Annotated in this window: 21 protein-coding genes; 8 read left to right on the top strand and 13 right to left on the bottom strand. The window is 35.5% G+C overall.

Annotated features, from left to right (window positions below; genetic code table 11):
- Window positions 1-87: 87 nt before the first annotated feature.
- Both ABD859_RS23360 and ABD859_RS23355 read right to left on the bottom strand, forming a co-directional pair.
- Window positions 88-2,274: an alpha-L-rhamnosidase-related protein gene (locus ABD859_RS23360; protein ID WP_345147234.1), complete on the bottom strand. Its 2,187-nt coding sequence runs from the start codon at window positions 2,272-2,274 to the stop codon at window positions 88-90.
- Window positions 2,275-2,697: 423 nt separating this feature from the next.
- Window positions 2,698-3,489, bottom strand: coding sequence for an AraC family transcriptional regulator (locus tag ABD859_RS23355; RefSeq protein WP_345147232.1), 792 nt, complete (start codon window positions 3,487-3,489; stop codon window positions 2,698-2,700).
- A 126-nt stretch (window positions 3,490-3,615) separates the two neighbouring features.
- Between ABD859_RS23355 and ABD859_RS23350 the strand changes: the two genes are divergently transcribed.
- Window positions 3,616-4,824 (top strand): MFS transporter, encoded by a 1,209-nt coding sequence (locus ABD859_RS23350; RefSeq protein WP_345147230.1) that lies wholly within the window; start codon window positions 3,616-3,618, stop codon window positions 4,822-4,824.
- Window positions 4,825-5,147: 323 nt separating this feature from the next.
- Here ABD859_RS23350 and ABD859_RS23345 read toward each other — a convergent pair whose 3' ends face one another.
- Window positions 5,148-5,369 (bottom strand): SymE family type I addiction module toxin, encoded by a 222-nt coding sequence (locus ABD859_RS23345; protein WP_345147228.1) that lies wholly within the window; start codon window positions 5,367-5,369, stop codon window positions 5,148-5,150.
- A 162-nt stretch (window positions 5,370-5,531) separates the two neighbouring features.
- On the opposite strand from ABD859_RS23345, the gene ABD859_RS23340 reads away from it, so the two are divergent.
- Window positions 5,532-5,732, top strand: coding sequence for a helix-turn-helix transcriptional regulator (locus tag ABD859_RS23340; RefSeq protein ID WP_345147226.1), 201 nt, complete (start codon window positions 5,532-5,534; stop codon window positions 5,730-5,732).
- Window positions 5,733-5,808: 76 nt separating this feature from the next.
- Here ABD859_RS23340 and ABD859_RS23335 read toward each other — a convergent pair whose 3' ends face one another.
- The 5 genes from ABD859_RS23335 to ABD859_RS23315 all read right to left on the bottom strand — a co-directional run bounded on the left by ABD859_RS23335 (window position 5,809) and on the right by ABD859_RS23315 (window position 13,283).
- The gene (locus ABD859_RS23335; protein WP_345147224.1) at window positions 5,809-6,426 is read right to left on the bottom strand and encodes an HNH endonuclease; all 618 of its coding nucleotides are present in this window, start codon (window positions 6,424-6,426) and stop codon (window positions 5,809-5,811) included.
- Window positions 6,423-7,823, bottom strand: a complete 1,401-nt coding sequence (locus ABD859_RS23330) for an AAA family ATPase (protein WP_345147223.1) — start codon at window positions 7,821-7,823, stop codon at window positions 6,423-6,425. Before ABD859_RS23330 ends, ABD859_RS23335 begins: the two co-directional genes overlap by 4 nt.
- A gap of 188 nt (window positions 7,824-8,011) precedes the next feature.
- Complete coding sequence (locus tag ABD859_RS23325) at window positions 8,012-9,592, bottom strand: sodium:solute symporter (RefSeq protein ID WP_345147222.1); 1,581 nt, start codon at window positions 9,590-9,592, stop codon at window positions 8,012-8,014.
- Window positions 9,589-10,653 carry a Gfo/Idh/MocA family protein gene (locus tag ABD859_RS23320; RefSeq protein WP_345147221.1) on the bottom strand — a complete coding sequence of 355 codons (1,065 nt, stop codon included), beginning with the start codon at window positions 10,651-10,653 and terminating at the stop codon, window positions 9,589-9,591. The genes ABD859_RS23325 and ABD859_RS23320 overlap by 4 nt, the downstream gene beginning before the upstream one ends.
- Before the next feature lie 119 nt (window positions 10,654-10,772).
- Entirely contained in the window at window positions 10,773-13,283 is a 2,511-nt protein-coding gene (locus ABD859_RS23315; RefSeq protein ID WP_345147220.1) for a right-handed parallel beta-helix repeat-containing protein, read from the bottom strand.
- A gap of 495 nt (window positions 13,284-13,778) precedes the next feature.
- On the opposite strand from ABD859_RS23315, the gene ABD859_RS23310 reads away from it, so the two are divergent.
- A complete protein-coding gene (locus ABD859_RS23310; protein ID WP_345147219.1) occupies window positions 13,779-15,455 on the top strand; it encodes a glycoside hydrolase family 28 protein in 1,677 nt (558 codons plus the stop codon).
- Between the two features lie 14 nt (window positions 15,456-15,469).
- The gene (gene pelA / locus ABD859_RS23305) at window positions 15,470-16,666 is read left to right on the top strand and encodes a pectate lyase (protein WP_345147218.1); all 1,197 of its coding nucleotides are present in this window, start codon (window positions 15,470-15,472) and stop codon (window positions 16,664-16,666) included.
- Window positions 16,667-17,099: 433 nt separating this feature from the next.
- On the opposite strand, the gene ABD859_RS23300 is transcribed toward pelA, so the two are convergent.
- From ABD859_RS23300 to ABD859_RS23280, 5 genes are all read right to left on the bottom strand, one after another.
- Window positions 17,100-17,936 (bottom strand): amidohydrolase family protein, encoded by an 837-nt coding sequence (locus ABD859_RS23300; RefSeq protein WP_345147216.1) that lies wholly within the window; start codon window positions 17,934-17,936, stop codon window positions 17,100-17,102.
- Between the two features lie 5 nt (window positions 17,937-17,941).
- Window positions 17,942-18,739, bottom strand: coding sequence for an SDR family oxidoreductase (locus ABD859_RS23295; RefSeq protein WP_345147215.1), 798 nt, complete (start codon window positions 18,737-18,739; stop codon window positions 17,942-17,944).
- Window positions 18,740-18,910: 171 nt separating this feature from the next.
- Window positions 18,911-19,924, bottom strand: coding sequence for a zinc-binding alcohol dehydrogenase family protein (locus ABD859_RS23290; RefSeq protein WP_345147214.1), 1,014 nt, complete (start codon window positions 19,922-19,924; stop codon window positions 18,911-18,913).
- A 17-nt stretch (window positions 19,925-19,941) separates the two neighbouring features.
- Entirely contained in the window at window positions 19,942-20,796 is an 855-nt protein-coding gene (locus tag ABD859_RS23285) for a fumarylacetoacetate hydrolase family protein (RefSeq protein WP_345147213.1), read from the bottom strand.
- A 262-nt stretch (window positions 20,797-21,058) separates the two neighbouring features.
- Entirely contained in the window at window positions 21,059-21,823 is a 765-nt protein-coding gene (locus ABD859_RS23280) for an SDR family NAD(P)-dependent oxidoreductase (RefSeq protein ID WP_345147212.1), read from the bottom strand.
- A gap of 331 nt (window positions 21,824-22,154) precedes the next feature.
- Here ABD859_RS23280 and ABD859_RS23275 point away from each other — a divergent pair, with 331 nt between their 5' ends.
- From ABD859_RS23275 to ABD859_RS23260, 4 genes are read left to right on the top strand one after another with little or no spacing between them, the layout of a single operon-like run.
- Window positions 22,155-23,303, top strand: a complete 1,149-nt coding sequence (locus tag ABD859_RS23275) for an ABC transporter substrate-binding protein (protein WP_345147211.1) — start codon at window positions 22,155-22,157, stop codon at window positions 23,301-23,303.
- Window positions 23,300-24,445 carry a CaiB/BaiF CoA transferase family protein gene (locus ABD859_RS23270; protein ID WP_345147210.1) on the top strand — a complete coding sequence of 382 codons (1,146 nt, stop codon included), beginning with the start codon at window positions 23,300-23,302 and terminating at the stop codon, window positions 24,443-24,445. Before ABD859_RS23275 ends, ABD859_RS23270 begins: the two co-directional genes overlap by 4 nt.
- Window positions 24,446-25,582: a CaiB/BaiF CoA transferase family protein gene (locus ABD859_RS23265; RefSeq protein ID WP_345147209.1), complete on the top strand. Its 1,137-nt coding sequence runs from the start codon at window positions 24,446-24,448 to the stop codon at window positions 25,580-25,582. It begins immediately after the preceding gene.
- Between the two features lie 3 nt (window positions 25,583-25,585).
- Entirely contained in the window at window positions 25,586-26,809 is a 1,224-nt protein-coding gene (locus tag ABD859_RS23260; protein WP_345147208.1) for an extracellular solute-binding protein, read from the top strand.
- Window positions 26,810-26,811 lie beyond the last annotated feature (2 nt).

Raw genomic sequence — 26,811 nt, 5'->3', positions numbered from 1 at the left:
TCATTTCTACTGAAAGGAGAAATGAAAAACTGGACGTTAAAAACTAAGGACTAAGCGCTAAAGACTAATTACTAAAAAACTAAGAACTTAAATAGCCTTATAACTCACCTTATACTCCACATTCGGTTTTACAATCAACTGATATTTATTCTTTGCTAATTCTGTAATTGTTCCTGAGTTTGTTTTGGGTTTGCTGACACTTTTAAAAATTAATTTCCCTTCTCCTTCTCCTGCTTTTACTTTAATTTCTTTGGTACTGCAATACACGGCAACTTCTCCATTTGGTGTTGGCACTTTTCCTTCCATCCATTTTAAGCCACCTAGATTGGGTTTGATTTCATATTCTGAATAACCCGGAGCGGTTGGTTTTACGCCTAAATAATATTTCCCTAATAAATAAATCGGACTTGCTCCCCATGCGTGACAAAGACTTTTCCCGTAAGGTCGACCATACATTTCTAAATGTTCCTTTCCACTTTGTTTTGGATCGTATTTTTCCCAAAATGATGTAGCATCCTGATTTAACATTCCGCCCCAATAATCACGGATTTCATCTAAAACAAACTTTTGTTCGTCCATTGCGCACAAAGCTTCCAACTCATAAAAACGCATGTATGGCGTTGTAATTTGAAGAACATCTTTATTCAACAAGACCTTATTTTTTACACTTTGTTTTTGTTCTTCATTAAAATAATTGAAGAAAATACCGAACATATTAGCGTATCTGGTTACAATATTCTGCATTTTCCCGTTGATACGCTGGTGCTTCATGACGTTTTCTTTTTTATCCCAAAACACATCGAATAATGAAGTTTTTAAGTCAGAAGCTAATTTTTCATACTGTTTTTGATCTTCGTTTTGACCTGCAATTTTAGCGCTAACTGCCATCGCTTCTAAACTTCTTGCCAAAAGCATTTGTTCAAAACTTACTTCGCCAGTTTTTGGTAATCCGTCTGCCCAGTCAATAAAAACCCAGTCGCCTTCTAATGGTTCTAAGAATCCGTTTTTGTTTCTTCTTTCTAAACAGAATTCCATCAGCGATTTCATTCTTGGATAAAAAGTTTTGATGAATTTCGTATCGCCAGTATGCAGATAATAATCGTAAACTCCCACAAACCAATACAGCGAATAATCCATAATGATATTAATGTGAGCCGTTACAGGATCTTTTCCGCGAAGCGCTAGCAACGTTCTTTCAACCGAAGGCGAATCGAAGAATAAATAATAATTCATCAAATAGCTTTGATAAGCGTCTCCAGACCAAACCCAACGATCACGTTTAATTCCGTCTATAAAAAATTCGCGTGAAGTTAAATGCATCGTGTAAGCCGACACATCCCAAATTTTATTCAATAATTGGTCTGAAGATTTGAATGAACCACGATAATCTAACGGCAGATATTCGTAAAGCATCGAAATCGAATCGTATTTTATTCCTGCATCTGCTTTTACCTGAACATAACGGAAAGCTTTTGATCCATCGTGTGTATAGGTTTCTGGCTGTTTTCCATCAAAAGATAAATGATCTAAGGTTTCGCATTTCGCAGTATCCTGAGCTTCTTCTCGAGATTCTCCGTAATAAAGTGCTACTTTTCCTTTGCCTTTTAAACCGTGAATTTTAACATAACCAAAAGTTTCTTTTCCGAAATCTACCAATTCACCTGCTCCAGTTTTCTCTGATTTTTTAGCGAATAAAGGTTTCGTTGTCAATTTAAATTCTGAAGGTTTAGTTTCCGGCGAATCAAAATTCCATGAACCAACAGGAACCCAAGGCGTACCAGATTGTTGTGCTTTTCCGGCTTCGTCAATCCAAAGTTTATCTTCGTTGGTTACTTTCCAAGAAGCGTCTGATTTAACGTAATTACCTTCAATATAAATTGCTGGCAATACTTCCTGATTGTAAACTTTAAAAGAAATTTTATGTTTTCCAGCTGGAATTGCCAACGATTTTGGCTGTCCGTAAATTTGAACGCCATCTAAAAGTAATTGAAAAGGTCCTTCTGAGTAAATTTTTACTTCATCTGGTTTCGGAATATCTACTTCTGTTTGAAAAGTTACTAAAGGATACGAACTGTAATATTGCCAAAGCGGAGGAAATACGGCTTCGCGTTCTGTACGTCTTACCTGCATTTTATTACTTAACCAAACTTCAAAATCGCCTGGATACCAAATCCATGTTGCTTTTTTCGGTTTCTCCTGCGCCGATACTAACGAACAGAAAAAAAGAGCAGTAAAAAGAAACAAAATCTTAAAAATGGAAGGGCGGTTTAGCATAGTGAGTTTATTTTGGGACTAAAGATAAGTGTTATTTTTACATTTCACAACCTGCACTATCCTGTTATTTCGCAAAAAATACGAATCATTGATAATTTTTTAAGGGAAAAATTATCAGTTATCACTTTTTTAGTACTAAAAAAAATGATGTTACGATTTTTATGGTACGCGGATGACACGGATTCGCTATCGCGAAGACGCGGATCAAAAACGGATTTTGATTATAATCAAGAACTAAAAATCTAAAAAACTTCTATAAGCCTGAAATTTAAAGTCAGTTTGCACATTTTTGTCATTTCGACGAAGGAGAAATCCCCGCGAGAAGCTCGCCAAAGATTGGACTTTCGTTGCGGAGTTACTTGCGAAGATTTCTCCTTCGTCAAAATGACAATGACTGTGGTTATTTTATATAAAAACTATAATCTAAGCAATCAACCTTTCCGCCTCATTCTCATCTTCCAAAATATAATTAGAAGGTGTTTTTCCTAAATGTTTTTTGAACATAAAAATAAAAGCACTTGCTGTTTCGTAGCCTAAATCTAAAGCGATTTCTTTTATGGATTGTTTTTCTCCTAATCTTTTAATTGCTTCCAATAATTTCAAACGCGTGCGCCAGTCGCTGAAATTCATTCCCAATTCTTTTATAAACAAACGGGACAAAGTTCGACTGCTCATAAAAGAAAGTTCGGCGTAATGATCGATGGTGTGTTTACTGGCAACATCGTTCATTAAAAGTTCGACTACTTTTTGGAGTCTTTCGTTGTTGGTTGTGGGTAAAAATGTGGCACTTGGTTCAATCAAAGCCAATTCGTCTAAGAAAACGCCAATGACTCTTAATTGCGATTCGGTTAAATTTCCGCTTGTTCCAAAGGAAATAATTTTGAAAACCAACTGTTTTAAAAACATCGGAATATCAAACGAAAAACTCATTTCTGGCAGTCCTTTCATCACCGACGGATCGATGAAAACACTGTAATAATTAACGTCTTTCTGAAAAGTAACCTGATGCTCTACCCCGCCCGGAAGCCACAAACCCTGCAACGGATTCACGACCCAGATATGATTTCCTACCACAACATTCATAACGCCACGTGTCGCATAGATAAGCTGACCGCGAGGATGCGAGTGCGAGATACACATTTCGTTGGTTACCATTTCGGTATAACCAACAACTGGGATTGAGGAATCAACCTGATATCCAAAATCCGTTGCCATTCTATATGTCCGATATTGACTATTCATTGTCCAAATATAGCAATTTTGACATTGTTATTTGTTTCAATTTTGTAAAAAATAATACAGCTGTTATTTTGAAACCATTTAAAAACCTAAAAATAACTCATGGAAACCGTTAAAGTACAACCAGAAGTCATTAAAAAAACCACGTATTCAATCTTATTTATAATCAGCTTTTCGCATTTGATTAACGATCTTTTACAAGCTGTAGTTCCATCAATTTATCCGCTCATTAAAGACAATTTTGGTTTGAGTTTTACGCAAATCGGAATTATCACGCTTACTTATCAAATGGTTGCTTCAATTCTTCAGCCGTTTGTGGGAATGTATACCGATAAAAATTCTAAACCGTATTCGCTGATTATCGGAATGTGTTTTACAATGGTCGGATTGTTTCTCGTATCTATCGCTTCAAGTTTTGTATTCCTTTTATTATCAGTAAGTTTAATCGGAATCGGATCTTCTATTTTTCATCCTGAATCTTCGCGTGTGGCGCATTTAGCGTCGGGTGGAAAAAGAGGATTGGCGCAGTCTATTTTTCAATTAGGAGGAAATGCAGGAAGCGCTATCGGACCTTTATTAGCTGCTTTTATCATTATTCCACATGGTCAATCGTATGTGGCTTGGTTTTGTATTATCGCTTTGGTCGGAATATTTGCTTTGTATAAAATTGCAATTTGGTACACTGAACATCTTTCTGAAAGAAATGCCAATAAAGCTGCTTTAAAAATTGAAACACATCATTTGTCTAAAAACCGTGTGATTGCTTCGCTAATCATTTTATTGGTTTTAATTTTCTCTAAATACTTCTACATGAGTAGCATTACGAGTTATTATACTTTCTTTTTGATTGATAAATTCCATATCTCGATTCAGCAGTCGCAAGTATATTTATTCTTATTTTCTGGAGCAGTTGCTGCAGGAACTTTAATCGGAGGACCAATTGGTGATCGTTTTGGAAGAAAATACGTGATCTGGGTTTCAATTCTTGGAGTTGCGCCGTTTACATTGATGTTGCCTTACGTTTCTTTATTCTGGGTTGGAACTTTATCTGTAATCATCGGATTGATTCTTTCTTCGGCTTTCTCTGCGATTCTGGTTTATGCGACCGAATTAATGCCAGGAAAAGTTGGTTTAGTAGCCGGTCTTTTCTTCGGATTTGCTTTCGGAATGGGCGGATTAGGTTCTGCAGTTCTGGGAAAAATCGCCGATGCAACGAGTATCGAGTATGTATTTAAAATCTGTGCATTTCTGCCGTTGATTGGTATAATTACTGGATTTTTGCCGAATATTGAAGGTCGCAAAAAGGCTTAAATTTTTAATCTCGCAAAGTCGCTAAGGCGCAAAGATTTTTTTTTAAAGTTGAATTGCGTCCAGCTTTAGCTGGATGAAAAAATAATCGCAAAGCTAAGGCTTTAGCCAAATCTAAATAGTTTGGCTAAAGCCTTTTTCTATTCTTGCAATATTCCTCCAGTTTTAACTGGAGGCAATTCATGAGAAAATATCTGTGTTGTCTATTATTTTTTTTGAAATATAGCCAATGGTTTCAACCATTGGAACATAATATATTAAGGCAATAGATTCGCAACGATACGTTTCCCAAGGTTGAAACCTCGGGCTATGTTGAATAGCTGATTTTATTTGGTTTGAATTTCTTTTTGTGTGGTAATAATAATTTTATTTCGCTGATGTTCAACCGTTACGAAATTCCCGCAATTAAAACCGATTTCCTGAAGCCATTTTCCGCAAAGACGAATTTCGGGGAATATTACATATCGATGATACGATCTTGCCATATATTTTGGCTGAATTTTTAATCGTCTTTTTGCTGATTGTTGAGTTATATTTTCTTGCTTCATACTTATTAATAATTTACACAATATTACCATAAATATACATTAAAAGAAAATAAATTTACATAAAATGTAAATTTTTATTTATTAAACTTTGATTTTCAAGTCTTTAAATTTTTGCGATATTTGCAAGAGAATTCATAAACTAACAATGTGTCAAAAATAAATTTGAATAGAATAAAATCTGTTTTGGCAGAAAATAATAGAAATGGTAAAGATTTAGCAAGTCATTTAGGAAAAACAGAAACCACTGTTTCTCGCTGGTGTACAAATGAAATTCAACCTTCTATTGAAACACTTTATGAAATCTCTAAATATTTGAAGGTTGATATTCGGGAGTTGTTGGTTTCTACTGGGAATAAATTATAAAAAAAACGCTTTCCTAAATAAGAAAGCGTTTCACTTAATCTATAATTTTTAGCATTTTAAATTTGTAACAACATAATTATTTAATTCGTTTCATAAGTTCCGCAAATGCTATTGATAATTGATCGGCAGGAGCATTTACAATTAAATCAATTAACTTACTTTCGGGTGATCGATTGACTATAACTTCTTTTGCCTTTTTTTCAGCAATCTTTATTCTAAATAGCTCACAAACGGTTATTGTATGGCTACCTTTTTTAGATATTGGCTCAAATATACAATTATCTATAATATTAATATTTTCATCATATTTATCATAATGGGCATGAATTATCGTAACATTTTTAGAGTTTTTCGGATACCTAACAATAGATTTTGCAAGAATATTTGTGTCGCCTTTTTTTGTATTGCAACCTGGGCAAGAAAGCGCTAAATTAAGAGGCTCGAAAGTAAATTTCCAATGTAACGATTTTGCAATTATATGTTCAATGTCAACTTCTTTTATGTCAAATCCAAGTTCTCTTTTGCAGTAACAACATTTATTATCTTGCTCAATCCTTAAAAAGTCTCGAATGTTTTTCTTTATTTCATCGAAATTGTCACTTGTATCCCAATCTGTATGTGTTTTAAACTTCTCGCCTATTATTTTTTGCTCTTCAAGTGTGAGATTATAGGGATTTACTATTATATTACTCATATATGAACTTTTAAAATAGTTGAGATTACTAGTTTTAATGGATCTTCATCTTTTATATTGGGAAAAACATCCTGTAATTTTAATTTTAATTCTTTAAATCGCGAACTTGTTTTCTGATTTTTGCCTAATAATTCTAAACTTTCAGTTACTAAATTTGATATGTAATAATTTCTAGTTGTAGGCATCTCAAATACATTTAGCAATATATCTTCTGCAGAGCACCCAAATGTACTATCTAACAAAAGATTAGATTTAATCAGCTTTTCATTTCGTTTCAATGTAACAACTGATGAATTATCTTTGGGAAGGTCTGATACAATAAAATGCGAATGTGATGCTATTATTATATGACAACCATCGAAGTTTTCAAAAATCTTATTCAACAATTCTAAATATCTATATTGCCAACTTGGATGTAAACTAATCTCAGGTTCATCAATTAAAACACAACATCTATCTTCAACTAGCGGAACTAAAGCAATTAATGTCGTTAAAATATTTGATTCACCTGAACTCGCATCGCTGAAACTAAAACCTTGATTATCTTTTTTGAATAACTTAACTTCAAAACCTGTAATCATGTTAAGTTTTCTAAGAGCATTCAAAATTTCATATAATCTCAAATCTTCTTTATATGATGAATCATCTTTATCAATTCTCTCAATGTTATTAGACGAAAAATTAATAGTCAACTCGTAAGTTCTAATCTGTTCTTGTCTAAGCTTATTCAGAAAATCACAAATATCTTGAAATTTAGTTTTATAATGATTTTCAATTCTTGAGTAATACTTACTATCAAAAACAGAATAACTAGATTTCCTATGCAAATAATCACGTAAATGTTCCGGAGTTATTAATTCATTGCTATGAACAATTTCGGCATGTCTTATTCTATATTCTAATTTTATTACTGGAGAATAATCTAAATAATCAAAAACATGTCTGTAACATTTTGACACGTTTTTATTAGAATAATTCTCAAGTAATATATCAATAGCTCGACGCATTAAATACTTTGAAGAAGATCCCATTCCGCCACGTGTACCTAAATAATTATATCTTTCTTTATTATAACTAAAGTCCTCATCATGTCTTGAACGAAAAGATCGATCAATAGGAAACTTATCTGAAAGACTATTTGATACAGCAATAATTTTACTTGGTTCTTTCGAAATCTCAAATAGTGAAAAATCAAATAACTCATTTGAACTTTTTTGAAATCTCTTATTTAGCACTCTTGCTATATTACCAAGTAAACGACTTTTTCCTGTTCCATTATTTCCAATAATCAAACTAAAATGATTAGGGCGCTTATCATTTGAGTGATTTACCAGTTTAATTCTATCTGTTTGATAATTATCAACATCTATTTGTATTTCATTAATTCTAAAATCCATTCATTCGTTATTTACATTGTGAACCAAAATCTAATAAAATTTACTTTGAAAATATTTGAGTTAATTTTCAATACTTTTTAAACAAACCTAAGATTTATTTTCTTTAAATTAATTATATTTTATAATTGTTAAATAAAAAACGCTTCCCTTTATAGAAAGCGTTTGTATAATATAAAAAATGAATCTCTTTAATTCCCATTAAAAACCAAATACAAAACCAAAATCGTCAGTCCCAATAACCCGAACAACAACTTCACTTTTTTACTTGTTTTCGGAATATCAGCTTCATCAGAAAAATTAGTTTCAGGATTTTTGTCTAATAACGAAATAGCGATTGCCGTTACGGTTAAAACAGCAAAAATGTAAAACGAAATCAATAAAAAGTGAGGCCAAACTGGGTATTCATCGGCAGGGAAAATCCACAGGTATAAAACACCCACAAACAAACTAAACGCCGAACCCCAAGATAAGGTAAAGTTTACGGCTTTTTTCGTCGTGCGTTTCCAGAAAACACTCAGTAAAAATACCACAGACAACGAAGGTGCTAAAAAGCCTAAAACGGCTTGAAAAATATTGAACAAATTCTGCCCTTTAATATTATCAATTGCAACCGCCATTAAAATAGCAAACAAACACCCAGCAGCAATAGTAATTCGTCCAATTTTAATCTGGTCTTGTATAGTCGCCGTTGGATTGATTTTCTTTACATAAATATCATTCGTAAAAACGGCGCTCAATGCATTTAGCGAAGAACCAATTGTTCCCACCAAAACGGCAATCATAACGCAGATTACCAAACCGTTCATTCCGCTTGGGAAAAGATTCGTAACCATCGTCATATAAGCCAAATCGGAGTTTTTGCCTAATTCTGGGTATAAAACATAACACAAAATTCCAGGTAGAATAAACAACGGAAGCGCCATTACTTTCAGCCAACCGATGAAGTTTACGCCTAATTGTCCCTGTTCTAAATTTTTAGCTCCCAAAACACTCTGCACCATAGATTGATCGGTACAGAAAAAGGCAACAGCTGCTACAGGATATCCGAGCAAAATAGCTGGCCACGGATAACTTGCATCATCTGCAGGACGGACTAAATTCCAAAAGTTAGAAGGTGTTTTAGATAATAAAACATCGATTCCGCCCACTTTTTGCAATCCTAAATACGAAAGCGTCAGCGAAACGACAATCAATAAAATCATTTGAAAAACGTTGACTTTAGCAATCGCTTTTAATCCGCCTGCGAAAGTGAAAATTCCAGAGAAAATCACTAAAACAGTAACGCTTTGCCACATCGGAATTCCCAGAATCTGACGCACCAAAACGCCTCCGCTGAACAATCCTAAAGATAGCCAGCTTACCAAAATTTTTACCAAAGCGTACCAAGCCAGAATGTTCTGCGTGCTGTCGCCGTAGCGTTTTCCCATATATTCCGGCATCGTACTGACTTTACTCGCAATATATCGCGGTGCAAAAACCATCGCCAAAAGCAATAAAAATACAAAAGCATACCATTCGAAATTTCCTGCCACGATTCCGGTTGCGTAACCAATACTCGCAAAAGCCAGCAATGACGAAGGTCCAACGTTGGTTCCCCACATATTAAACCCGATATTGTACCAGTTTAAGGAGTTTCCAGCCAGAAAAAGCGTTTCGTTTTTCTTACTCTGCTTCACGCTTACTATGTATCCAATAACCAATAAAGTCACCAGATAAACCGCTACGATGATAAAATCGAGCGTAGTTAATTTATCGTAGATGCTGTTCATAGCCCGTATTCGTTAAGAATATCGGCAATTTTAACCGGCATTCCAGTTTGTAGCGTTTTGTCCATTGCCTGCAGTAAAGCCACGGTTCCAATTCCTTCTTCCATATCTGGATAAGCCGTAAAACCCTGCTCGATACTGTCTACGAAATATTCTAAATAATTCTGATATTCTCCGCCGTGGTGGCTCTGCCCTTCAAAACGGAAATAATATTTTAAAGTGCTGTCGCCCCATGTAATGACTTTTTCTTCTCCCGTTTTATCCGTAACTGCATAACGCAATTCGTGATAATCGGCCTGACTTGCACCTTCTGTCGCTCTTAAAATTGTACTCATTCCGCTGTCGCGTTGTGCAGGCTGAGTTGGCGATGTATACACACCACTAACACGCGCAATTCTGCCGTCGGTTGCTTTGAAGATAAAGTGCATGGTATCTTCATTTTTCAATCCTGCCGATTGTCCATTACTGCTGATCATACCATAACCCATTACTTCCTGAATGTTCGGCAAATACCATCTGATGAAATCTACAGGATGGCTCAAACCTCCGTACAACCATTTAAACGATTGTAATAAAGACCACTCTTTCTTTAAAAACCATCTGTGATCGGCGTGGTATTGGGCTTCGATAGTAATTAAATCTCCAATTAATCCCGCTTCGTAATCGGCTCTTTGTCTTTTGGCTGGCTCGAAGAAACGGGAGCTTTGTCCGATGAAAACTTTCTTTCCTGTCGATTTGCTTAGTTCTAACAGTTCTTTGGCATCCGAAAGATCATCTATAAAGGGTTTGGTACAAACGACATGTTTTCCGCTCAATAAAGCTTGTTTTACGTGCTGTGCATGCAAATGATCGGGCGTATAAATTGCGATAATATCAATCGATGCATCGTTTAATAAATCATCGTAATTGGTGGTGTACGAATGAAAATCGAATTCTTTTGCTCTCTGTTTACACAATTCTTCGTTTCGGTCGCATACTTTTAAAAGTTCTAGTTTTGAACTTTCGATAGCGGCTGACATTGTGCTTCGTCCTTCTCCAAGTCCCAGAATGGCTATTTTTAACATTGTTTTTTTGGTTATTTTAGATTGTTGATTTTAGATTTTAGATTTTTTTTTAGCCACAGATTAAAAGGATTAGAAAGGATTTTTTATCTGTGTTAATCTTTTTAATCTGTGGCAAAAAATTACTTCGTTTCTATCTTATTAAGAAAAATCCAGGTTTCGTCTGGTTTTGCGCCTTCGATTCCGGTTTGGTATTTTTTCATTAAGGCATTCCAGTCGTCTACACGCGGATTGTTTTGTGTCGTTTTCGGATTTAGTTTATCTAGATTTTCTCCTTTTGGAATACTGATCACTAAGATTAATTGTCGGTCTTTTTTGAAAACCTGCAACTGCTGAAAATCGGCATTACAAAAACCTTTCGCAACTTCCGGCCATTTTTCAAATTGCATTTTGTGATAGTCTACATATTCTTTTTGTAGTTTTTCATCAGCAGGAAGATTGGCTGTTAAAACTACATTTTCCCAATCAGATGCCGGTTTCGAATCTTTACATCTTTCGAAGTTTTGGAAATCGTAAACCAGATCTTCATAAATTTTTATTTCTAATGAAGGAAAAGCTAAAGCCAGTTTTCGCTTCGTTCTTTCCGGCTGATTCATTTTTCCGTAAATCACCAAATGATTTTTCCATTGGTACAATTCCTGACCTACAATTCTGAAACCTGTCAAAGTTGATTTGATTTTTTCGATGTCAAAATCATTTCCAATCAATTCAATCGCATACGGTTTTGGCATTTCCTGCAATCCCCATTTTTCGTCGATTACGATTTCTTTTTCCAAATCTTTGTAAGGCGCTCTGATTCCGGCAGCATTTTTAATCTGAGTACTCACGTACGGATCATTGTGTTCCCAAATATTTCCTTTTGGACCATTATGATTTTTAAGAATTTTCTTTTCGGCAATCCAGTTGTTTTTAATGGTAAAACCTTCCGAACCTTCATCAGTATATAAATACAGCCATAAAAACGGATCGTGTGCATACGGACTATTGTACACTTTGTCGATATAATTTTCTTCGATTCGGCTGTTTGGCTGAGCCGAAAGCGTGTAAATTCCCGCTACATCATGAAGATGTTTCGCATAATGATGAATTTTATTCGCCAGAATTTTATTGTTCTGCATTACGTTTGGCGTGTGCGTCCAGCCCCATCCCATCGAAATTCCAGAATACGAAACGTCCGAAATCTCATTGTGTTCAATCGTAAGGTTTCTCACAAAACCTGCTGCAATTCCCAAAGTTCCCCAATCTTCATTGGTTACGTTGGTAATTAAATTATCAGCAATAACTTCATCCGAACACATTTCTCTTTCATCTTTTATGATTAAAGGCAAATGTGCTTCAAAAGGTTCTTCAGAAAAAATACCAACATTGATAGCGCTTCCGCCAATGTCTTTAAATAAATTTCCTTTTACGGTATTATGATTTGTTCCTTTATTTAAATCCAAACCAGTCGAAGCCAAATGTTCAAATCGGCATGACTCAAACTGAATGTTATTCGAATAATTGACTTCAACTGCTGCACGAGGTCTTCCTACCCAAGCCTGATTCTCCAAATTCGCCTGATTTGGCGTTCCCGGTTGTTTCAATTTATAAGCATCTAAAAGATACAATCCCGCCTGCAAAGGCACGTGTCCTTGTTGCGAAGGACGAAGCCAGTTGCTGTACTGAAACGAAATTCCCTTGAAATTAAAATGATGAACTGGCGAATCAATCGTTCCTTTTACTTCAACCAGACTTTCTAAAACTGGAGCCGTAACTTTTACTGAATTTATTTCTTCACCCGTTCTCGGAATGTAATAGATTTTAGCATTTTTCTTGTCTAAAAACCATTCTCCAGGTTCGTTTAAAAGCGAAAAAGCATTGTTTAAGAAATAAGCCGAGTTTCCGTTGTTTTTAGAAATCCACGGAGCAGGCCATGGATGCTCGCTCTGAATACGGCTTTCTGGTTCTTCAAACGAAAGTTTCGCACTGTCTTTTTGTACTTCGATATTTTTGATACGTAAGTTGGCATTCGACCACCATTGTACAATAAACATTTCCATTCCCGGTTCAAACTTCACCGATTTATCTTTAAACGGAATCCAGCAAGTTTGTTCTTCGTGATTCCATGATAGAATACGTTCCATTGAAGTTCCGGCTGTATTTTTGGCTCTAACAGCTTTTTTGCCATTCACCCATAATTGTCTGTAATCAATTAAAGTTCCTGCTTTTTTAGGAGCATCAGCCACCCACACAGCGCCTTTTTTAAGTCCGTTGATAACGGTTGTTGATTTTGTCCAGTTTTTGATTTCGATTCCACCGCTAATAATTGGTTTTGCGTTTGCATCGGCCACAATTGTTGTTGGACTATCGGCAGTTCCAGAATCTTCTGGTCTTACAAATAAAGGTTCGTTTAAATAATACGTTCCGTCCATAACTACAATTCTGATTCCGTCTTTTATCGATGGATCTTTTAATCGGCGGAGTTCTCTGGCTTTTCGCATCGCCATATGAACAGTTGCCAGCGGACTTTCTTTTGTTCCTGAGTTTTTGTCATTTCCTTTCGGGGAAACCCAAATTTCGGCCGCATTTATCGAAAACGAAACGCAGAGAATTAAAAAGAAGCTCAGGATTTTAGTAAATGTATTCAAACGCATTATTTAATATTTTGATTTTTTTCTGGGTAAAAAATTATTGGGCAATTAAAATTAAGTATATAAAATTTACAAATAAATGTATTTTTAACACTTTTACCAAATAATTCGTCCAATTTACTTGAACATAAAGTTATATGCATCCTGTACACTCCTGTTTGAGTTTTTTTTTTGCCACGAATTCACAAATTGCACTAGTTTTATTTTGCCACTGATTAAAAAGATTTTCACAGATTTTTTTCTTTCAAATTATCATTTAATTTTAAAGACATGCTGAGAAAAAATTAGTGCAATTCGCGTAATTCGTGGCAACTTTATATACAAAAACCAAAATCATTTTAATCCATTTAATCTGTGGCAAAAACAATTTTAATCGAATGAAATTTCTTTTGTAAACTTTTTTTAATAGATTTGTGTAATCGATTACATTAAATTTTCTTTATTTATACTGAAAGATAATTTCTGCATCAATAAAAAAACTTACAAAAAACTACTAACATGAAAACCAAACCAATTGTACAATTCTTTCTCGCTGCTGCGTTTTTACTGGCGGGTTCATCTGCTTTAATGGCTCAAAAAACAAATGATCCATATAAAGTTGAATTTAAAATGTCTAAAATCAAAGAACCTGTTATTCCAAAAAACAGTGTAAACATTAAAGATTTTGGCGCTGTAAACGGCGGTTACGTTTTAAATACAAAGGCTTTCGCCGATGCCATAGATGCTGTTTCAAAAAAAGGTGGCGGAAAAGTCGTTATTCCTGCGGGAATCTGGCTTACAGGCCCAATTATTTTAAAAAGCAATATCGAACTGCATGCTGAAAGAGGTGCTTTGATAAAATTTTCTACCGATAAATCTTTATATCCAATAATCGAAACCAATTTTGAAGGTTTAAATACCTGGAGATGTATTTCTCCTATTTATGGAAAAAACCTTGAAAATGTTGCTTTTACCGGAAATGGTGTCTGGGATGGTTCTGGCGAAGTTTGGAGACAGGTTAAAAAAAATAAATTAACGGAAAGCCAGTGGAAAAAGGTGATTTCGCAAGGCGGCGTTTTAAATAAAGATAAAACGAGCTGGTATCCATCAGAAACTTTTATGAATGCTTCTAAAGGTGCCGATCAAAATGTGCGTCCTGATTTAAAAACGAAAGAAGAGTTTGAAAAAATACACGATTTCCTTCGTCCGGTAATGGTTAGCATTCAAAACAGTAAAAGAGTTTTATTTGACGGACCTGTTTTTCAAAATTCTCCGGCGTGGAATATTCACCCGTTTATGGTGGAAGATTTGATTGTGAGAAACGTAACGGTTCGTAATCCGTGGTATTCTCAAAACGGCGACGGTCTTGATGTAGAATGTTGCAAAAACGTATTGGTTGAAAATTCAAGTTTTGACGTAGGAGATGATGCAATTTGTATTAAATCTGGAAAAGATAAAGACGGACGTGAAAGAGGTGTTCCGTGCGAAAATATTATTGTGAGAAACAATATCGTTTATCACGGTCACGGCGGTGTTACAGTTGGAAGCGAAATGTCTGGCGGTGTAAAAAACCTTCACGTTTCAAACTGTACTTTTATGGGTACTGATGTAGGTTTGCGTTTTAAAAGCGCACGCGGACGAGGCGGTGTTGTAGAAAATATCTTTATTTCTGATGTTTTTATGACTGATATTCCATCACAGGCGATTTCTTTTAATTTATATTACGGAGGAAAATCAATAGCTGAAACTCTAGAAGAAGGCGGCGATAAAATCGTTAATAAGGCAATGCCGGTAACGGTTGAAACACCGCAGTTTAAAAACATTTCAATTAAAAACGTTACGATTAAAGGTGCTCAGCAGGCAGTATTTTTACAAGGTCTTCCTGAAATGAACTTAGAAAATATCGAAATCTCTAACTTAACGGTTACAGCAGAAAAAGGATTCTCTATTATTGATGCCAAAGGAATTAAAATTGACAATGCCAAACTGGACATCGAAAACAGTAATGTATTTGAGATTTATAATGTAAAAAATATGTCTGTAAAAAACATTGAATTCAATTCTACATCTCCAAAAGCGGTAAACATCAATGGTGAAGGAAATGCTGATATTGAATTGGTTTCTTCTAAAAATCTTGATTTTTCTAAAACAACTACACTTGGAAGCGATGTTCCAAAGGGAGCTGTAAAATTCTAAAACAAATTAGTTTTATGTTTAAAACAATGTCTAAAAACAGTCCGTTATTTGTTTTCACCGTTTGTGTATTTACTTTATTTCAGGTAAATGCACAGACTGATAAAGATAATAAAGCAGCAATAAGTACTAAGGTTTTTACAGATGGCACCAATCATTGGTATCATATTAAAGATAAAACCAATATTATAAATCCGGTTCCAAATCAGCCGCAATATGCTGAAACAGATTATGCGAAGATTGCGGATAATATTTTGTACTTCCAGCGTGACAATGGCGGCTGGCCGAAAAATTACGATATGAAAGCAATTTTAACGCCGCAACAGATTGACAGCGTCGTTAAAACGAAATATATTGAACATACGACGTTTGATAATGAAACGACTTACACACATATTCATTATTTAGCGCAGGTTTATACACTTACTAAAGACCCAAAATATAAAGATGGCTGTCTGCGTGGTATTAATTTTACTTTAAAAGCACAATATCCAAACGGGGGCTGGCCACAGTATTATCCGCTTGAAAAAGGATACAGCCGTCATATTACTTTCAACGACGGAGCATATATGGGCATCATGAATCTTCTTAAAAAGATCGTAAACAATGATCCGGATTATGCTTTTATTGACACCCAAACCAGAAAAAAAGTTGAGAAGTCTTATCAAAAAGGATTGGAGTGTATTTTGGAAATGCAGATCAAAGACAATGGAAAACTGACTGCGTGGTGCCAGCAGCATGACGAAATTACTTTATTACCTGCATGGGCGCGTAAGTTTGAACCGCCTAGCATTTGTAACGCCGAAAGTGTTGATATTGTTTTGTTTTTAATGGCAATTGACAAACCGGATGAAAAGATTATAAATTCTATTCAGGGCGCTGTAAAATGGTTTCAGGATTCTAAAATTTACAATACCAGAGTTGAAAGTTTTAAAGCTCCGGAAATGGATTCGAAATACAAAAAGATCACAAATGATGTTCGTGTGGTAACTGATACTACTGCACCGCCAATCTGGACGCGTTATTATGAATTAAAAACACACAGACCTTTATTTTCTGACCGCGATAGTGAACTTTTGTATTCTTTGGCAGAAGTAAGCCGTGAACGCCGAACTGGTTATGCGTGGTATACAGACAAACCTGAAAAAGCTTTGAAAAAATATCCGGCATGGCAGAAGAAATGGGCGCCAAATGCAGATGTTTTAAAACAATAATATTTATTAGCCACAGATTAAAAGGATTAAAATGATTATTAAAAATCTGTGCAAATCTTTTTAATCTGTGGCTTTTTTATTCTGAGGAAACATAGCCCGTGGTTTCAACCACGAGAGACAAAGAACAGGGAAACATTGCGTTACAATGGTTGAAACCATTGACTATGTTTTTTTGCCATTACAAAAAAGAGACTATCTCAAAACTCGAAGTCAACCTTTTAGTGCTCCAGCGGAGCAAAATATTTATAGAATATCAATAAAACAAATAAAAAAAGCTCCAGCGGAGCGGCATATTTTTACAATTATATGTCGCTCCGCTGGAGCTTTATGTTTAAATCTATATTTTCTTGCTATAAATATTTTGCTATAAATATTTTGCTATAAATATTTTGCTATAAATATTTCGCTTCTCCGAAGCTTATTAGATTAAATTCTAATCAATTAAATTGTAGAATAAATTCGCATTCTCAAACCAAATTTTATTTTGGTCTTCAACTGAATATTTTGAGATATAATCTTCTAAAGTTTTTACAACCTCATTGTAATCTGAAGCAACGTTCAAAACCGGCCAATCTGAACCGTACATCAATTTATCTGCCGAAAAATTAGCAAAAATAACATCCAGATACGGTTTTAAATCTGCTGGTTTCCAGTTTTTCCAGTCGGCTTCTGTGACCATTCCTGAGATTTTACACCAAACGTTATCGTATTTTGCGATTTCTTCGATATTTTTTTTCCATGAATCAATATCTCCTGATTTAATATCCGGTTTTGCAATATGATCGATTACGAATTTCTGCTCCGGAAAATCATTTACCAGACTTATCGCTGCAGGTAACTGACGATGGAAAATCAAAATATCGTAAGTGAAATCAAATTCTTTTAAAGCTTTGATTCCGTTACGAAATGCAGCACCAAACATAAAATCATCGGCTTCGCCCTGAACAACATGACGAAATCCTTTTACTTTTTTGTAAGCCGAAAAATGGCGTAAACGTTCTTCAATATTGGCATTTCGAAGATCAACCCAGCCTACAATTCCTTTTATAAAATCATTTTTAGAAGCTAAATCAATAAGAAAATGAGTTTCTTCTTCAGACTGACTTGCCTGTACAGCCACACAGCCTTCAAATTGATTTTCTTTTAATAACGGCTGTAAATCTTCGGGAAGAAAATCTCTCTGAATCACCGCCATAGTTTCATCAATCCAGCTGTCTCTAACGGGATCAAATTTCCAAAAATGCTGATGCGAATCGATTCGGTTACTCATACTTTTTAGTTTACATCACTGATTAAAGCACGATCTAAATGCACATATCCGCCGTCAACAAAAACAAATTGTCCTGTTGTGTGCGATGATTTTTCTGAAATGATAAAAAGTGCTGTATCTGCAATTTCTTCTGTTTTAGTCATTCGGTTTTCAAACGGAATACTTTTGTTGATTTTCTTTAAAACAGTTTCACCATCGGCAAGTGTTTTAATCCAGTCTTCGTATGCCGGGGTATAACTTTCTGCAATGATAATAGCGTTTGAACGAATTCCAAACTGAATCAAATCTACAGCCCATTCTCTTGTAAGTCCTAAAACACCACCTTTTGCAGCAGCATAACCCGAAGTTCCTCCCTGCCCTGTTAAAGCTACTTTTGAACCAATATTAAGGATATTTCCTTTTGATTCTTTTAAGTATGGAAGTGCATATTTTACCAATAAAAAGTAACTTACTACATTTAGTTTTAAAGAATCCATGAATTCCTCGTATGTGGCATCTAAACCTGCTCCGTCATTAACACCAACGTTGTTAATTACAGCATCGATTCTTCCGTATTTTGCTGTAATGGTTTTAACAGCATTTTCAATTTCAACAGGATCTGTTACATCGGTTTGAACGAATATAGAATCAATTCCTCTTTTTTGAAGATTTTCCGCGTAACCAAACCCTCTTGCGTTTCTGTCTACCAAAACCGGAATTGCGCCTTCGTCTGCCAGTCTGTTAATCATTGTTTCGCCAATACTTCCTTCTTTACCAGCCGAACCGGAAACGACAACAATCTTATTTTTTAAATTTAAATCCATTGTGTGGTTATTTAAGGTTACAGTTTTCCTCATTTTTGTCATTTCGACGAAGGAGAAATCTCTGCGAGAAACTCTACAAAGATTGGCGAATTTCTAGATGGAGCTACTTGCGGAGATTTCTCCTTCGTCGAAATGACAAACTGAATCTTAAAACTTTATTTTAATATACATTTATTCTATTTCAATTAATGCTTTGATTACATTATTTTTAGGATCTGTAAGGCTCGTAAAATCTGTAATCATTTCATCAAAACTTGTTCTGTGCGTAATGTACTTTTTCGGATCGATTTTTCCTTCTTTCAGGCATTTCATTACGTATTCGAAATCTTCAATCGTAGCGTTTCGGCTGCTCATTAAAGTCGATTCTCGTTTGTGGAAATCCGGATGACTGAAACTCAATTCTCCTTTTTGAAGTCCTACCAAAACAAATCTTCCGCCATGCGAAATATAATTGAAAGCGCTGTTCATTACTTTTTGGTTTCCTGTAGCATCAATTACCACATTAGCCATGTCACCGTTTGTTAATTCTGCCAGCTTAGCAGCTACATCATCGTTTAACGGATTAATCGTTTCATCGGCATTTAATTCTGTTTTACAGAAGTTTAAGCGATAATCGTTGATATCCATTACGATAACTTTTGCTCCGGCAATTTTAGCAAACTGAATAAGTCCAATACCAATTGGTCCGGCTCCCATTACCAAAACCGTATCTGTTGGTTTTACAGCTGCTCTTCTAACTCCGTGTGCTGCGATTGCAAGCGGTTCAACCAAAGCCAGTTCATCATAATCTAAACCTTGTCCGTGTAATAAATACTGCTCAGGAATTGAAACATATTCAGCCATTCCGCCGTCAATATGCACTCCAAAAACTTTAATATTTACGCAGCAGTTCGTTAGTCCGTTTCGGCATGCAACACATTTTCCGCAGTTGAAATACGGAATAAATGTCACTTTATCACCCGGTTTAAAACCTGCTGCATTTCCTTTTACATATTCGGCAGCCAGTTCGTGACCTAAAATTCTGGGATATTCAAAATACGGCTGTGTTCCGCCAAAAGCATGAATATCAGTTCCGCAGATTCCGATTCTTTTAATTTTAAGCAGGACTTCGCCTTCTTTTGGTTCCGGAATTTCTTTTTCTTTTAACAGAAATTCCTGCGGTTTTTCGCAAACAATAAATTTCATCTTTAAATACTTTTAGATTACTTTTTATAAGCTACAGCTGTCTGCTTACTCGTTCCTAAACCTTCAATTCCAAGTTCGATAACGTCGCCTGCTTTAATGTAAACCGGTTCTGGTTTAATTCCTAAACCAACTCCCGGAGGCGTTCCTGTACTGATAATATCGCCAGGAAGCAAAGTCATAAACTGGCTTAAATAGTGTACTAAATAAGGAATTTTAAAAACTAAGTTTAATGTGTTACTGTCCTGATATTTTTTACCATTTACAGTCAGCCACATTTTAAGATTATCAACATCAGCCACTTCATCTTTAGTTGCCAAAAATGGTCCAAGAGGTGCAAACGTATCGCTTCCTTTACCTTTAGCCCATTGTCCGCCACGCTCTAACTGAAATGCTCTTTCACTGTAATCATTCAATAAAGCATAACCTGCAACATAATCTAAAGCTTCAGCTTCTTCAACATAACTTGCTTTTTTACCTACTACAAATGCTAATTCCACTTCCCAGTCGGTTTTTTCACTGTTTTTAGGAATAATCAAATCATCATCCGGTCCGCATAAAGAAGTAGTCGATTTAAAGAAAATGATTGGTTCTGTTGGGATCGGTGCATTGGTTTCTTTACAATGATCCACGTAATTCAATCCAATACAGATTATTTTTGAAGGTCTTGCAACCGGAGAACCCAAACGCACATCTGCGCTGACTTCTGGCAATGAAGGATTGCTCTCTAATGCTTTTTGTAATTTTTCTAAGCCATTTTCTTCAAAAAAGCTTTCGTTAAAGTCTGAAACTATAGAAGAAACATCATATCTTTTTTCACCAATTATAACTCCTGGTTTTTCTTTTCCAATTTCTCCAAAACGTATTAATTTCATTGTATTTATTTTTTTAAGGTTCTAAGTTACTAAGGTTCTGAGGTTCTAAGTTTTTTTATCTTGTACCTTTGTTTTAGTAACTTTTTAATTTATTTTATTTTTTTTTTAGGTGCTAAGGTGCTGAGGAACTAATGTTCTAAGGTTTTTTCTTTGAAAATTAGTTTTAAGCTTTAGCTGAATATTTTTTAGGTTTTAAAAGAAGTAAAAATCTAAGGATAAAAGAAAAACCTCAGTACCTTAGAATCTTAGCTCCTCAGAACCTTTAATTATTTAGCTTAATAAACCCTCCGTCGATTGGGTAATCACATCCAGTGATAAAACCAGCTTCTTCACTGCATAAATAAAGAGCTAAAGCTGCAATTTCATCTGGTTTTCCCATACGGCCAATTGGCTGTGATTTAGAAAGTTTATCGAACATTTCTTCTTCTTTTCCTGCATAGTTTTTAGAAATAAAACCATCTACAAAAGGCGTGTGAACCCTTGCAGGCGAAATAGAATTACATCTGATGTTTTCATTTAAATAATCTCTCGCAACAGATAAAGTCATTGCCATTACAGCACCTTTAGCAGTTGAATACGCAAATCGGTCAGAAATACCTACCCACGCAGCAATAGACGCCATGTTTAAAATAACACCGCCGTTTGAAAGTCTGAATTGTGGAATCGCCGCGTACAAGCAATTGTAAACTCCTTTTACATTGACATCCATTACACGGTCAAAATCAGCTTCAGAAGTGGTATCTACTTTACCCACATTAGCAATTCCGGCGTTATTGATCAAAATATTGATATTGCCGATTTTCTCAAAAGCCGCTTTTACTTCGGACTGGCTCGACACGTTACACGCATACGAAAACACAGTACCGCCTGCACTTTTTATTTCATCGACTGCATCCTGTGCACTTTCAATAGTTAAATCAATAATATGAACTTCAGCACCCTGCTTTGCAAACAACGCTGCAATCGCTCTTCCAATGCCGCTTCCTCCTCCGGTTATTACCGCTTTTTTATTCTGTAATGAAAACATTTGTAATTATTTAATATTTATTGAAATCAAAATTCTATGGAAATCATCTTTTAAAAGATAAATGTAAAAACCACAATTACAAATGTAATCGATTAAAACAATATTTGCATTTTATTTTTCTACTAATATAATAAAATGATCATTCTTTAATAAATTATAACATTTTTTATTCGCTTTGTAAAAAAAGACACCTACTTTAAAACTTTTTTCAAAAAAAGTAATGTAAAAAGTTACATTTTCTTGGTCATTTCAATCTTATTTCTAATTTTGTAATTGTATTTTTTACATTTATTATTTCACATCTTTTTTACGACTATATAATTCCTATAAAATGATAAAATTAAAAGGCATAACCTGGAATCACACAAGAGGTTTATTACCAATGGTTGCGACTTCGCAGCGTTTTACCGAACTGAATCCTGAAATTGAAATTACCTGGGAAAAGAGAAGTTTACAAGAATTTGCCGATGCTTCTATTGAAGATCTGGCTAAAAGATTTGATTTATTGGTAATCGATCATCCGTGGACAGGCTTTGGAGCGCATACAAAAGCGATTCTTCCTTTGTCTGATTATCTGCCTGCGGATTATATTAAAGATCAAGAAATTAACACCGTAGGAAAATCATACGGCAGTTATGTTTTCAGCAATAAATTATGGGCTTTACCAATTGATGCAGCGACTCCTGTTGCTGCTGCACGTTTAGATATTTTAGAGAAAAAAGGAATTGAAGTTCCTCAGACATACGACGATTTATTGGCTTTAGCCAAAAAAGGATTAGTTGCCTTTGCCGGAATTCCTGTTGATGTTTTAATGAGTTTTTATATGTTTTGCTGCAGTTTAGGCGAAGCTCCTTTTCAAACAGAAGAAAAAGTTATTTCTGCTCAAAAAGGAAAAGAAGCATTACAAATGTTCCGTGAACTGGCACAATTAATTGATCCTGCAAACTTTAACCGAAATCCAATTCAGGTTTATGAAGCGATGGTAAATTCTGATGAAATTGCCTACTGCCCTTTTGCTTACGGATACTCTAATTATTCACGAGCCGGATACAGTAAAAACCTTCTTCATTTTTATGATTTGGTAAAATTGAATAATGCGTCCATGATTTCGTCTCTTGGCGGAACAGGATTAGCAGTTTCGTCATTCAGCCAAAATATTCCGGAAGCGATTCGTTATGCTGAATTTACAGGTTCATCGCACACACAGCAGAATATTTTTGCCGATAACGGAGGTCAGCCGGGACATTTACAGGCCTGGAAAAATGACAGAATCAATTCAGTCACAAATAATTATTTCAAAAATACACTTCCGGCTTTAGAAAGAGCTTTTTTAAGACCAAGATATTCAGGACACATGCATTTTCAGGATCATGCGGGCGATGTTGTTCGTAATTATTTAATGAACGGCGGTAACGAAGAACAGGTTTTAGAAGAAATGAACGCGCTTTATGCCGAATCTTTAAAATTACAGCATTCATGAAACCATTAGAAGGATTAATTGTATTAGAATTCTGCCAGTTTCTGGCGGGTCCGTCTGCGGGTTTAAAACTGGCTGATTTAGGTGCACGCGTTATTAAAATCGAGCGTCCGGTAAAAGGCGAAGCGTGCCGTCAGTTAAGCATAAAAGACCTTTTTGTAGACGACAGCAGTCTTTTGTTTCATACCATTAACAGAAATAAAGAATCTTTTGCCGCCGATTTAAAAAATCCTGACGATTTAGTTTTAATCAAAAAACTAATCAAAAAGGCTGATATTATGACCCATAATTTCAGACCAGGCGTTATGGAAAAAATTGGTTTGGACTTTGAAACGACACTTACAATTAATCCAAAAATAATATACGGAACGATAACAGGTTACGGCGACAAAGGTCCTTGGGCAAAAAAGCCGGGACAGGATTTGCTTTTGCAGTCACTTTCGGGTTTAAGCTGGTTAAGCGGACGCAAAAGTCAAGGGCCGGTTCCGTTTGGTCTGGCTGTAGCCGATTTAATGTGCGGTAATCATTTTGTTCAGGGAATTTTAGCAGCACTGCTGAAAAGAGCCAAAACCGGAAAAGGTGTTTTGGTTGAAGTAAGTCTGCTGGAATCTGTTTTAGATGTTCAGTTTGAAGCGATTACTTCATTCTTAAACGACGGCGGACAACAACCTGAACGCGGGGATGCAAAAGGAAGTGCACATGCTTTTTTGAGCGCTCCATACGGCGTTTACCAGACACAAGACGATTATATTTCGCTTGCCATGGGTGATTTACTTTTTATAGGAAACACACTTGGCGTTGATCTTTCGCAATATGCTGATAAACATCTCTGGTTTGAAAAAAGAGACGAAATCAGAGAAATTCTTGCCGAAAAAATTCGCACTCAAAAAGCAGATTTCTGGCTTGAATTACTTCAAAAACAAGGTATTTGGTGCGGAAAAGTATTTGATTATGAAACTTTAGACCAACAGGCTTTTGTAGAAGATTTACAACTTAAACAAACCGTAAAAAATTCAGAAGGCGAAACTTTAGTTACGACACGAAGTCCAATTCAGCTTGACGGTGCGGTTTTATTAAGCGAAAAAGCAGCGCCAAAAGTAGGTCAGGATAATTTAGCAATACACCAACAATTTTTAAACGATTAAATGAAACCATTAGAAGATTATTTGATAGTAGATTTCAGCCAGTTCCTTTCGGGTCCGTCAGCCAGTTTACGATTGGCCGATCTGGGCGCGCGCGTTATAAAAATTGAAAAACCTGGAACTGGAGATATCTGCCGTACTCTATATACTTCGGATTTAATTATGAATGGCGAATCGTCTGTTTTTCATACTATAAACAGAAATAAAGAATCATTTGCCATTGATTTTAAACAACCTGAAGAGCTTCAAAAATTAAAAAAATTATTAGCCAAAGCCGATGTTGTCATGCATAATTTCAGACCCGATGTTATGGAACGCATTGGTTTAAGTTATGATGATGTAAAAGCGATAAATCCAAATGTGGTTTATGCTTCAATTTCTGGTTTTGGAAACCATCCTGAACTTAAAAATTTACCGGGACAGGATTTGTTACTGCAGTCTTTAACAGCTTTAACATGGCTGAGCGGTAATCAGGAAGATGGTCCGGTGCCAATGGGTTTATCGATTGTCGATATGCTTGCAGGAGCACATTTAGCACAGGGAATTTTAGCGGCTTTATATCGTAAAGCCACTCATAATATGGGCGGAACCGTTCAGGTAAGTATGCTCGAATCGGCTTTTGATTTTCAGTTTGAAACTATTACCACGTTTTTTAACGACGGTGGTGAACTTCCGGTTCGAACTAAAACCAATAATGCTCACGCTTATTTAGGCGCGCCATACGGAATTTATCAAACCAAAAACGGCTATTTAGCACTTGCAATGGGTTCTATTCCGGTTTTGGCTTCGTTGTTAAAATGTGATGCATTATTAAAATTTCCGGAAAATAAATTCGGGCTTAGAGACGAAATCAAAAATATTCTGGCCACTCACCTGCTGACTCAGGAAACGCAGTTTTGGCTGGATATTTTAGAACCGGCAGATATTTGGTGTGCCGGAGTTTTAAACTACGAACAGCTTTTTAAAGAAGACGGTTTCAAGGTTTTAGAATTTACACAAAAGGTTGAAATGCTCGACGGTTACTCGTATAAAACCACAAGATGTCCTATAAAAATTGATGGTGAATATTTTACATCTGGTAAAGGTTCTCCAAAATTAGGACAGGACAATGAGCGAATTATAAAAGAATTTATAGCATAAATCATGGAAAAATTCAGAATCGCCGTTAGAAAATTTTCTCCTTTCGAAAGTACGCTGCAAAAACTGTGGGATGCATTTTGTCTGAAAAACAATATTCAGATTGAAGTTGAAATGATACCGCTTGAACTGCACGATCTTTACGAAGAAACCATTACAAAAGAAGGTTTAAAAAACGGAGACTGGGACATTGCACATTTAAATACTGATTGGATTTTTGATGCTGCCAATGAAAAAGCGGTTTTGGATTTAACTTCATTTATCAATAAAAATGCACCTCAGGATTATCCACAAGGCTGGCATAAGTCATTATTACATTTACAGCAGATAAACGGCGGTACGTACGGGCTTCCTTTTCATGACGGTCCGGAATGTTTGATTTACAGAAAAGATTTATTCGAAAATCAAACCGAAAAAGAAAATTTTAAGAAACAATTTGGTTACGAATTGTTCCCTCCAAAAAACTGGGAGCAGTTCACCCAGATTGCCACATATTTTAACCGTCCGGCAGATAATTTGTATGGCTGTGTTTTTGCCAATTATCCAGACGGTCATAACATGGTTTTTGATTTCTGCCTGCAGTTATGGACACGAGGCGGATCTCTTTTAGATAATCAAAATCAAATTAATATAAATCATACTGCTGCCGAAAAAGCTTTAGATTATTACCGAACTATTGTAAACACAGCAATTGCAGTTCATCCGGGTTCTAAGAATTTTGGGTCTGTAGAAGCCGGAATGGCTTTCGCCGAAGGACAAGCGGCAATGTCTATCAATTGGTTTGGATTTGCTTCAATGTGTGAAGTTATTGGCGAATCGAGAGTAAAAGGAAAAGTAGATATTACTGAACTTCCTCATGATCCTGACCATAAAACAGCTTCGCTGAATGTGTACTGGTTATACACCATTGGAACCGGAAGTAAAAACCAGCAGTTAGCCTACGATTTCCTGCGATTTGCCACTACTGCCGAAAGCGACAAACTGCTTACAAACGAAGGCGGTATCGGATGCAGAAAATCGACTTGGAAAGATGCTGAAATCAATCATGTGATTCCGTACTACCATAAATTGGAAATGCTGCATGAAAATGCGCTGACATTACCGCAAACCCCAATCTGGCCAAAAGTAACAGAACTTATCGATCAGATGGTTTTAAAAGCAATTGAAACGGATATTCCGTCGAAAACACTTTTAGAAGAAACTCAAAATGCTATTGAAAAAATTATTTAGAT

The organism is Flavobacterium ginsengiterrae (assembly GCF_039539785.1).
GTDB lineage: Bacteria > Bacteroidota > Bacteroidia > Flavobacteriales > Flavobacteriaceae > Flavobacterium > Flavobacterium ginsengiterrae.
This window is presented reverse-complemented; position numbering and strand designations above follow the sequence as displayed.

Excerpts from the sequence above, each read along its gene's own strand:
- ABD859_RS23360 (WP_345147234.1), bottom strand. The coding sequence starts at position 2,274 with ATGCTAAACCGCCCTTCCATTTTTAAGATTTTGTTTCTTTTTACTGCT.
- ABD859_RS23355 (WP_345147232.1), bottom strand. The coding sequence starts at position 3,489 with ATGGCAACGGATTTTGGATATCAGGTTGATTCCTCAATCCCAGTTGTT.
- ABD859_RS23350 (WP_345147230.1), top strand. The coding sequence starts at position 3,616 with ATGGAAACCGTTAAAGTACAACCAGAAGTCATTAAAAAAACCACGTAT.
- ABD859_RS23345 (WP_345147228.1), bottom strand. The coding sequence starts at position 5,369 with ATGAAGCAAGAAAATATAACTCAACAATCAGCAAAAAGACGATTAAAA.
- ABD859_RS23335 (WP_345147224.1), bottom strand. The coding sequence starts at position 6,426 with ATGAGTAATATAATAGTAAATCCCTATAATCTCACACTTGAAGAGCAA.
- ABD859_RS23330 (WP_345147223.1), bottom strand. The coding sequence starts at position 7,823 with ATGGATTTTAGAATTAATGAAATACAAATAGATGTTGATAATTATCAA.
- ABD859_RS23325 (WP_345147222.1), bottom strand. The coding sequence starts at position 9,592 with ATGAACAGCATCTACGATAAATTAACTACGCTCGATTTTATCATCGTA.
- ABD859_RS23320 (WP_345147221.1), bottom strand. The coding sequence starts at position 10,653 with ATGTTAAAAATAGCCATTCTGGGACTTGGAGAAGGACGAAGCACAATG.
- ABD859_RS23315 (WP_345147220.1), bottom strand. The coding sequence starts at position 13,283 with ATGCGTTTGAATACATTTACTAAAATCCTGAGCTTCTTTTTAATTCTC.
- ABD859_RS23310 (WP_345147219.1), top strand. The coding sequence starts at position 13,779 with ATGAAAACCAAACCAATTGTACAATTCTTTCTCGCTGCTGCGTTTTTA.
- pelA (WP_345147218.1), top strand. The coding sequence starts at position 15,470 with ATGTTTAAAACAATGTCTAAAAACAGTCCGTTATTTGTTTTCACCGTT.
- ABD859_RS23300 (WP_345147216.1), bottom strand. The coding sequence starts at position 17,936 with ATGAGTAACCGAATCGATTCGCATCAGCATTTTTGGAAATTTGATCCC.
- ABD859_RS23295 (WP_345147215.1), bottom strand. The coding sequence starts at position 18,739 with ATGGATTTAAATTTAAAAAATAAGATTGTTGTCGTTTCCGGTTCGGCT.
- ABD859_RS23290 (WP_345147214.1), bottom strand. The coding sequence starts at position 19,924 with ATGAAATTTATTGTTTGCGAAAAACCGCAGGAATTTCTGTTAAAAGAA.
- ABD859_RS23285 (WP_345147213.1), bottom strand. The coding sequence starts at position 20,796 with ATGAAATTAATACGTTTTGGAGAAATTGGAAAAGAAAAACCAGGAGTT.
- ABD859_RS23280 (WP_345147212.1), bottom strand. The coding sequence starts at position 21,823 with ATGTTTTCATTACAGAATAAAAAAGCGGTAATAACCGGAGGAGGAAGC.
- ABD859_RS23275 (WP_345147211.1), top strand. The coding sequence starts at position 22,155 with ATGATAAAATTAAAAGGCATAACCTGGAATCACACAAGAGGTTTATTA.
- ABD859_RS23270 (WP_345147210.1), top strand. The coding sequence starts at position 23,300 with ATGAAACCATTAGAAGGATTAATTGTATTAGAATTCTGCCAGTTTCTG.
- ABD859_RS23265 (WP_345147209.1), top strand. The coding sequence starts at position 24,446 with ATGAAACCATTAGAAGATTATTTGATAGTAGATTTCAGCCAGTTCCTT.
- ABD859_RS23260 (WP_345147208.1), top strand. The coding sequence starts at position 25,586 with ATGGAAAAATTCAGAATCGCCGTTAGAAAATTTTCTCCTTTCGAAAGT.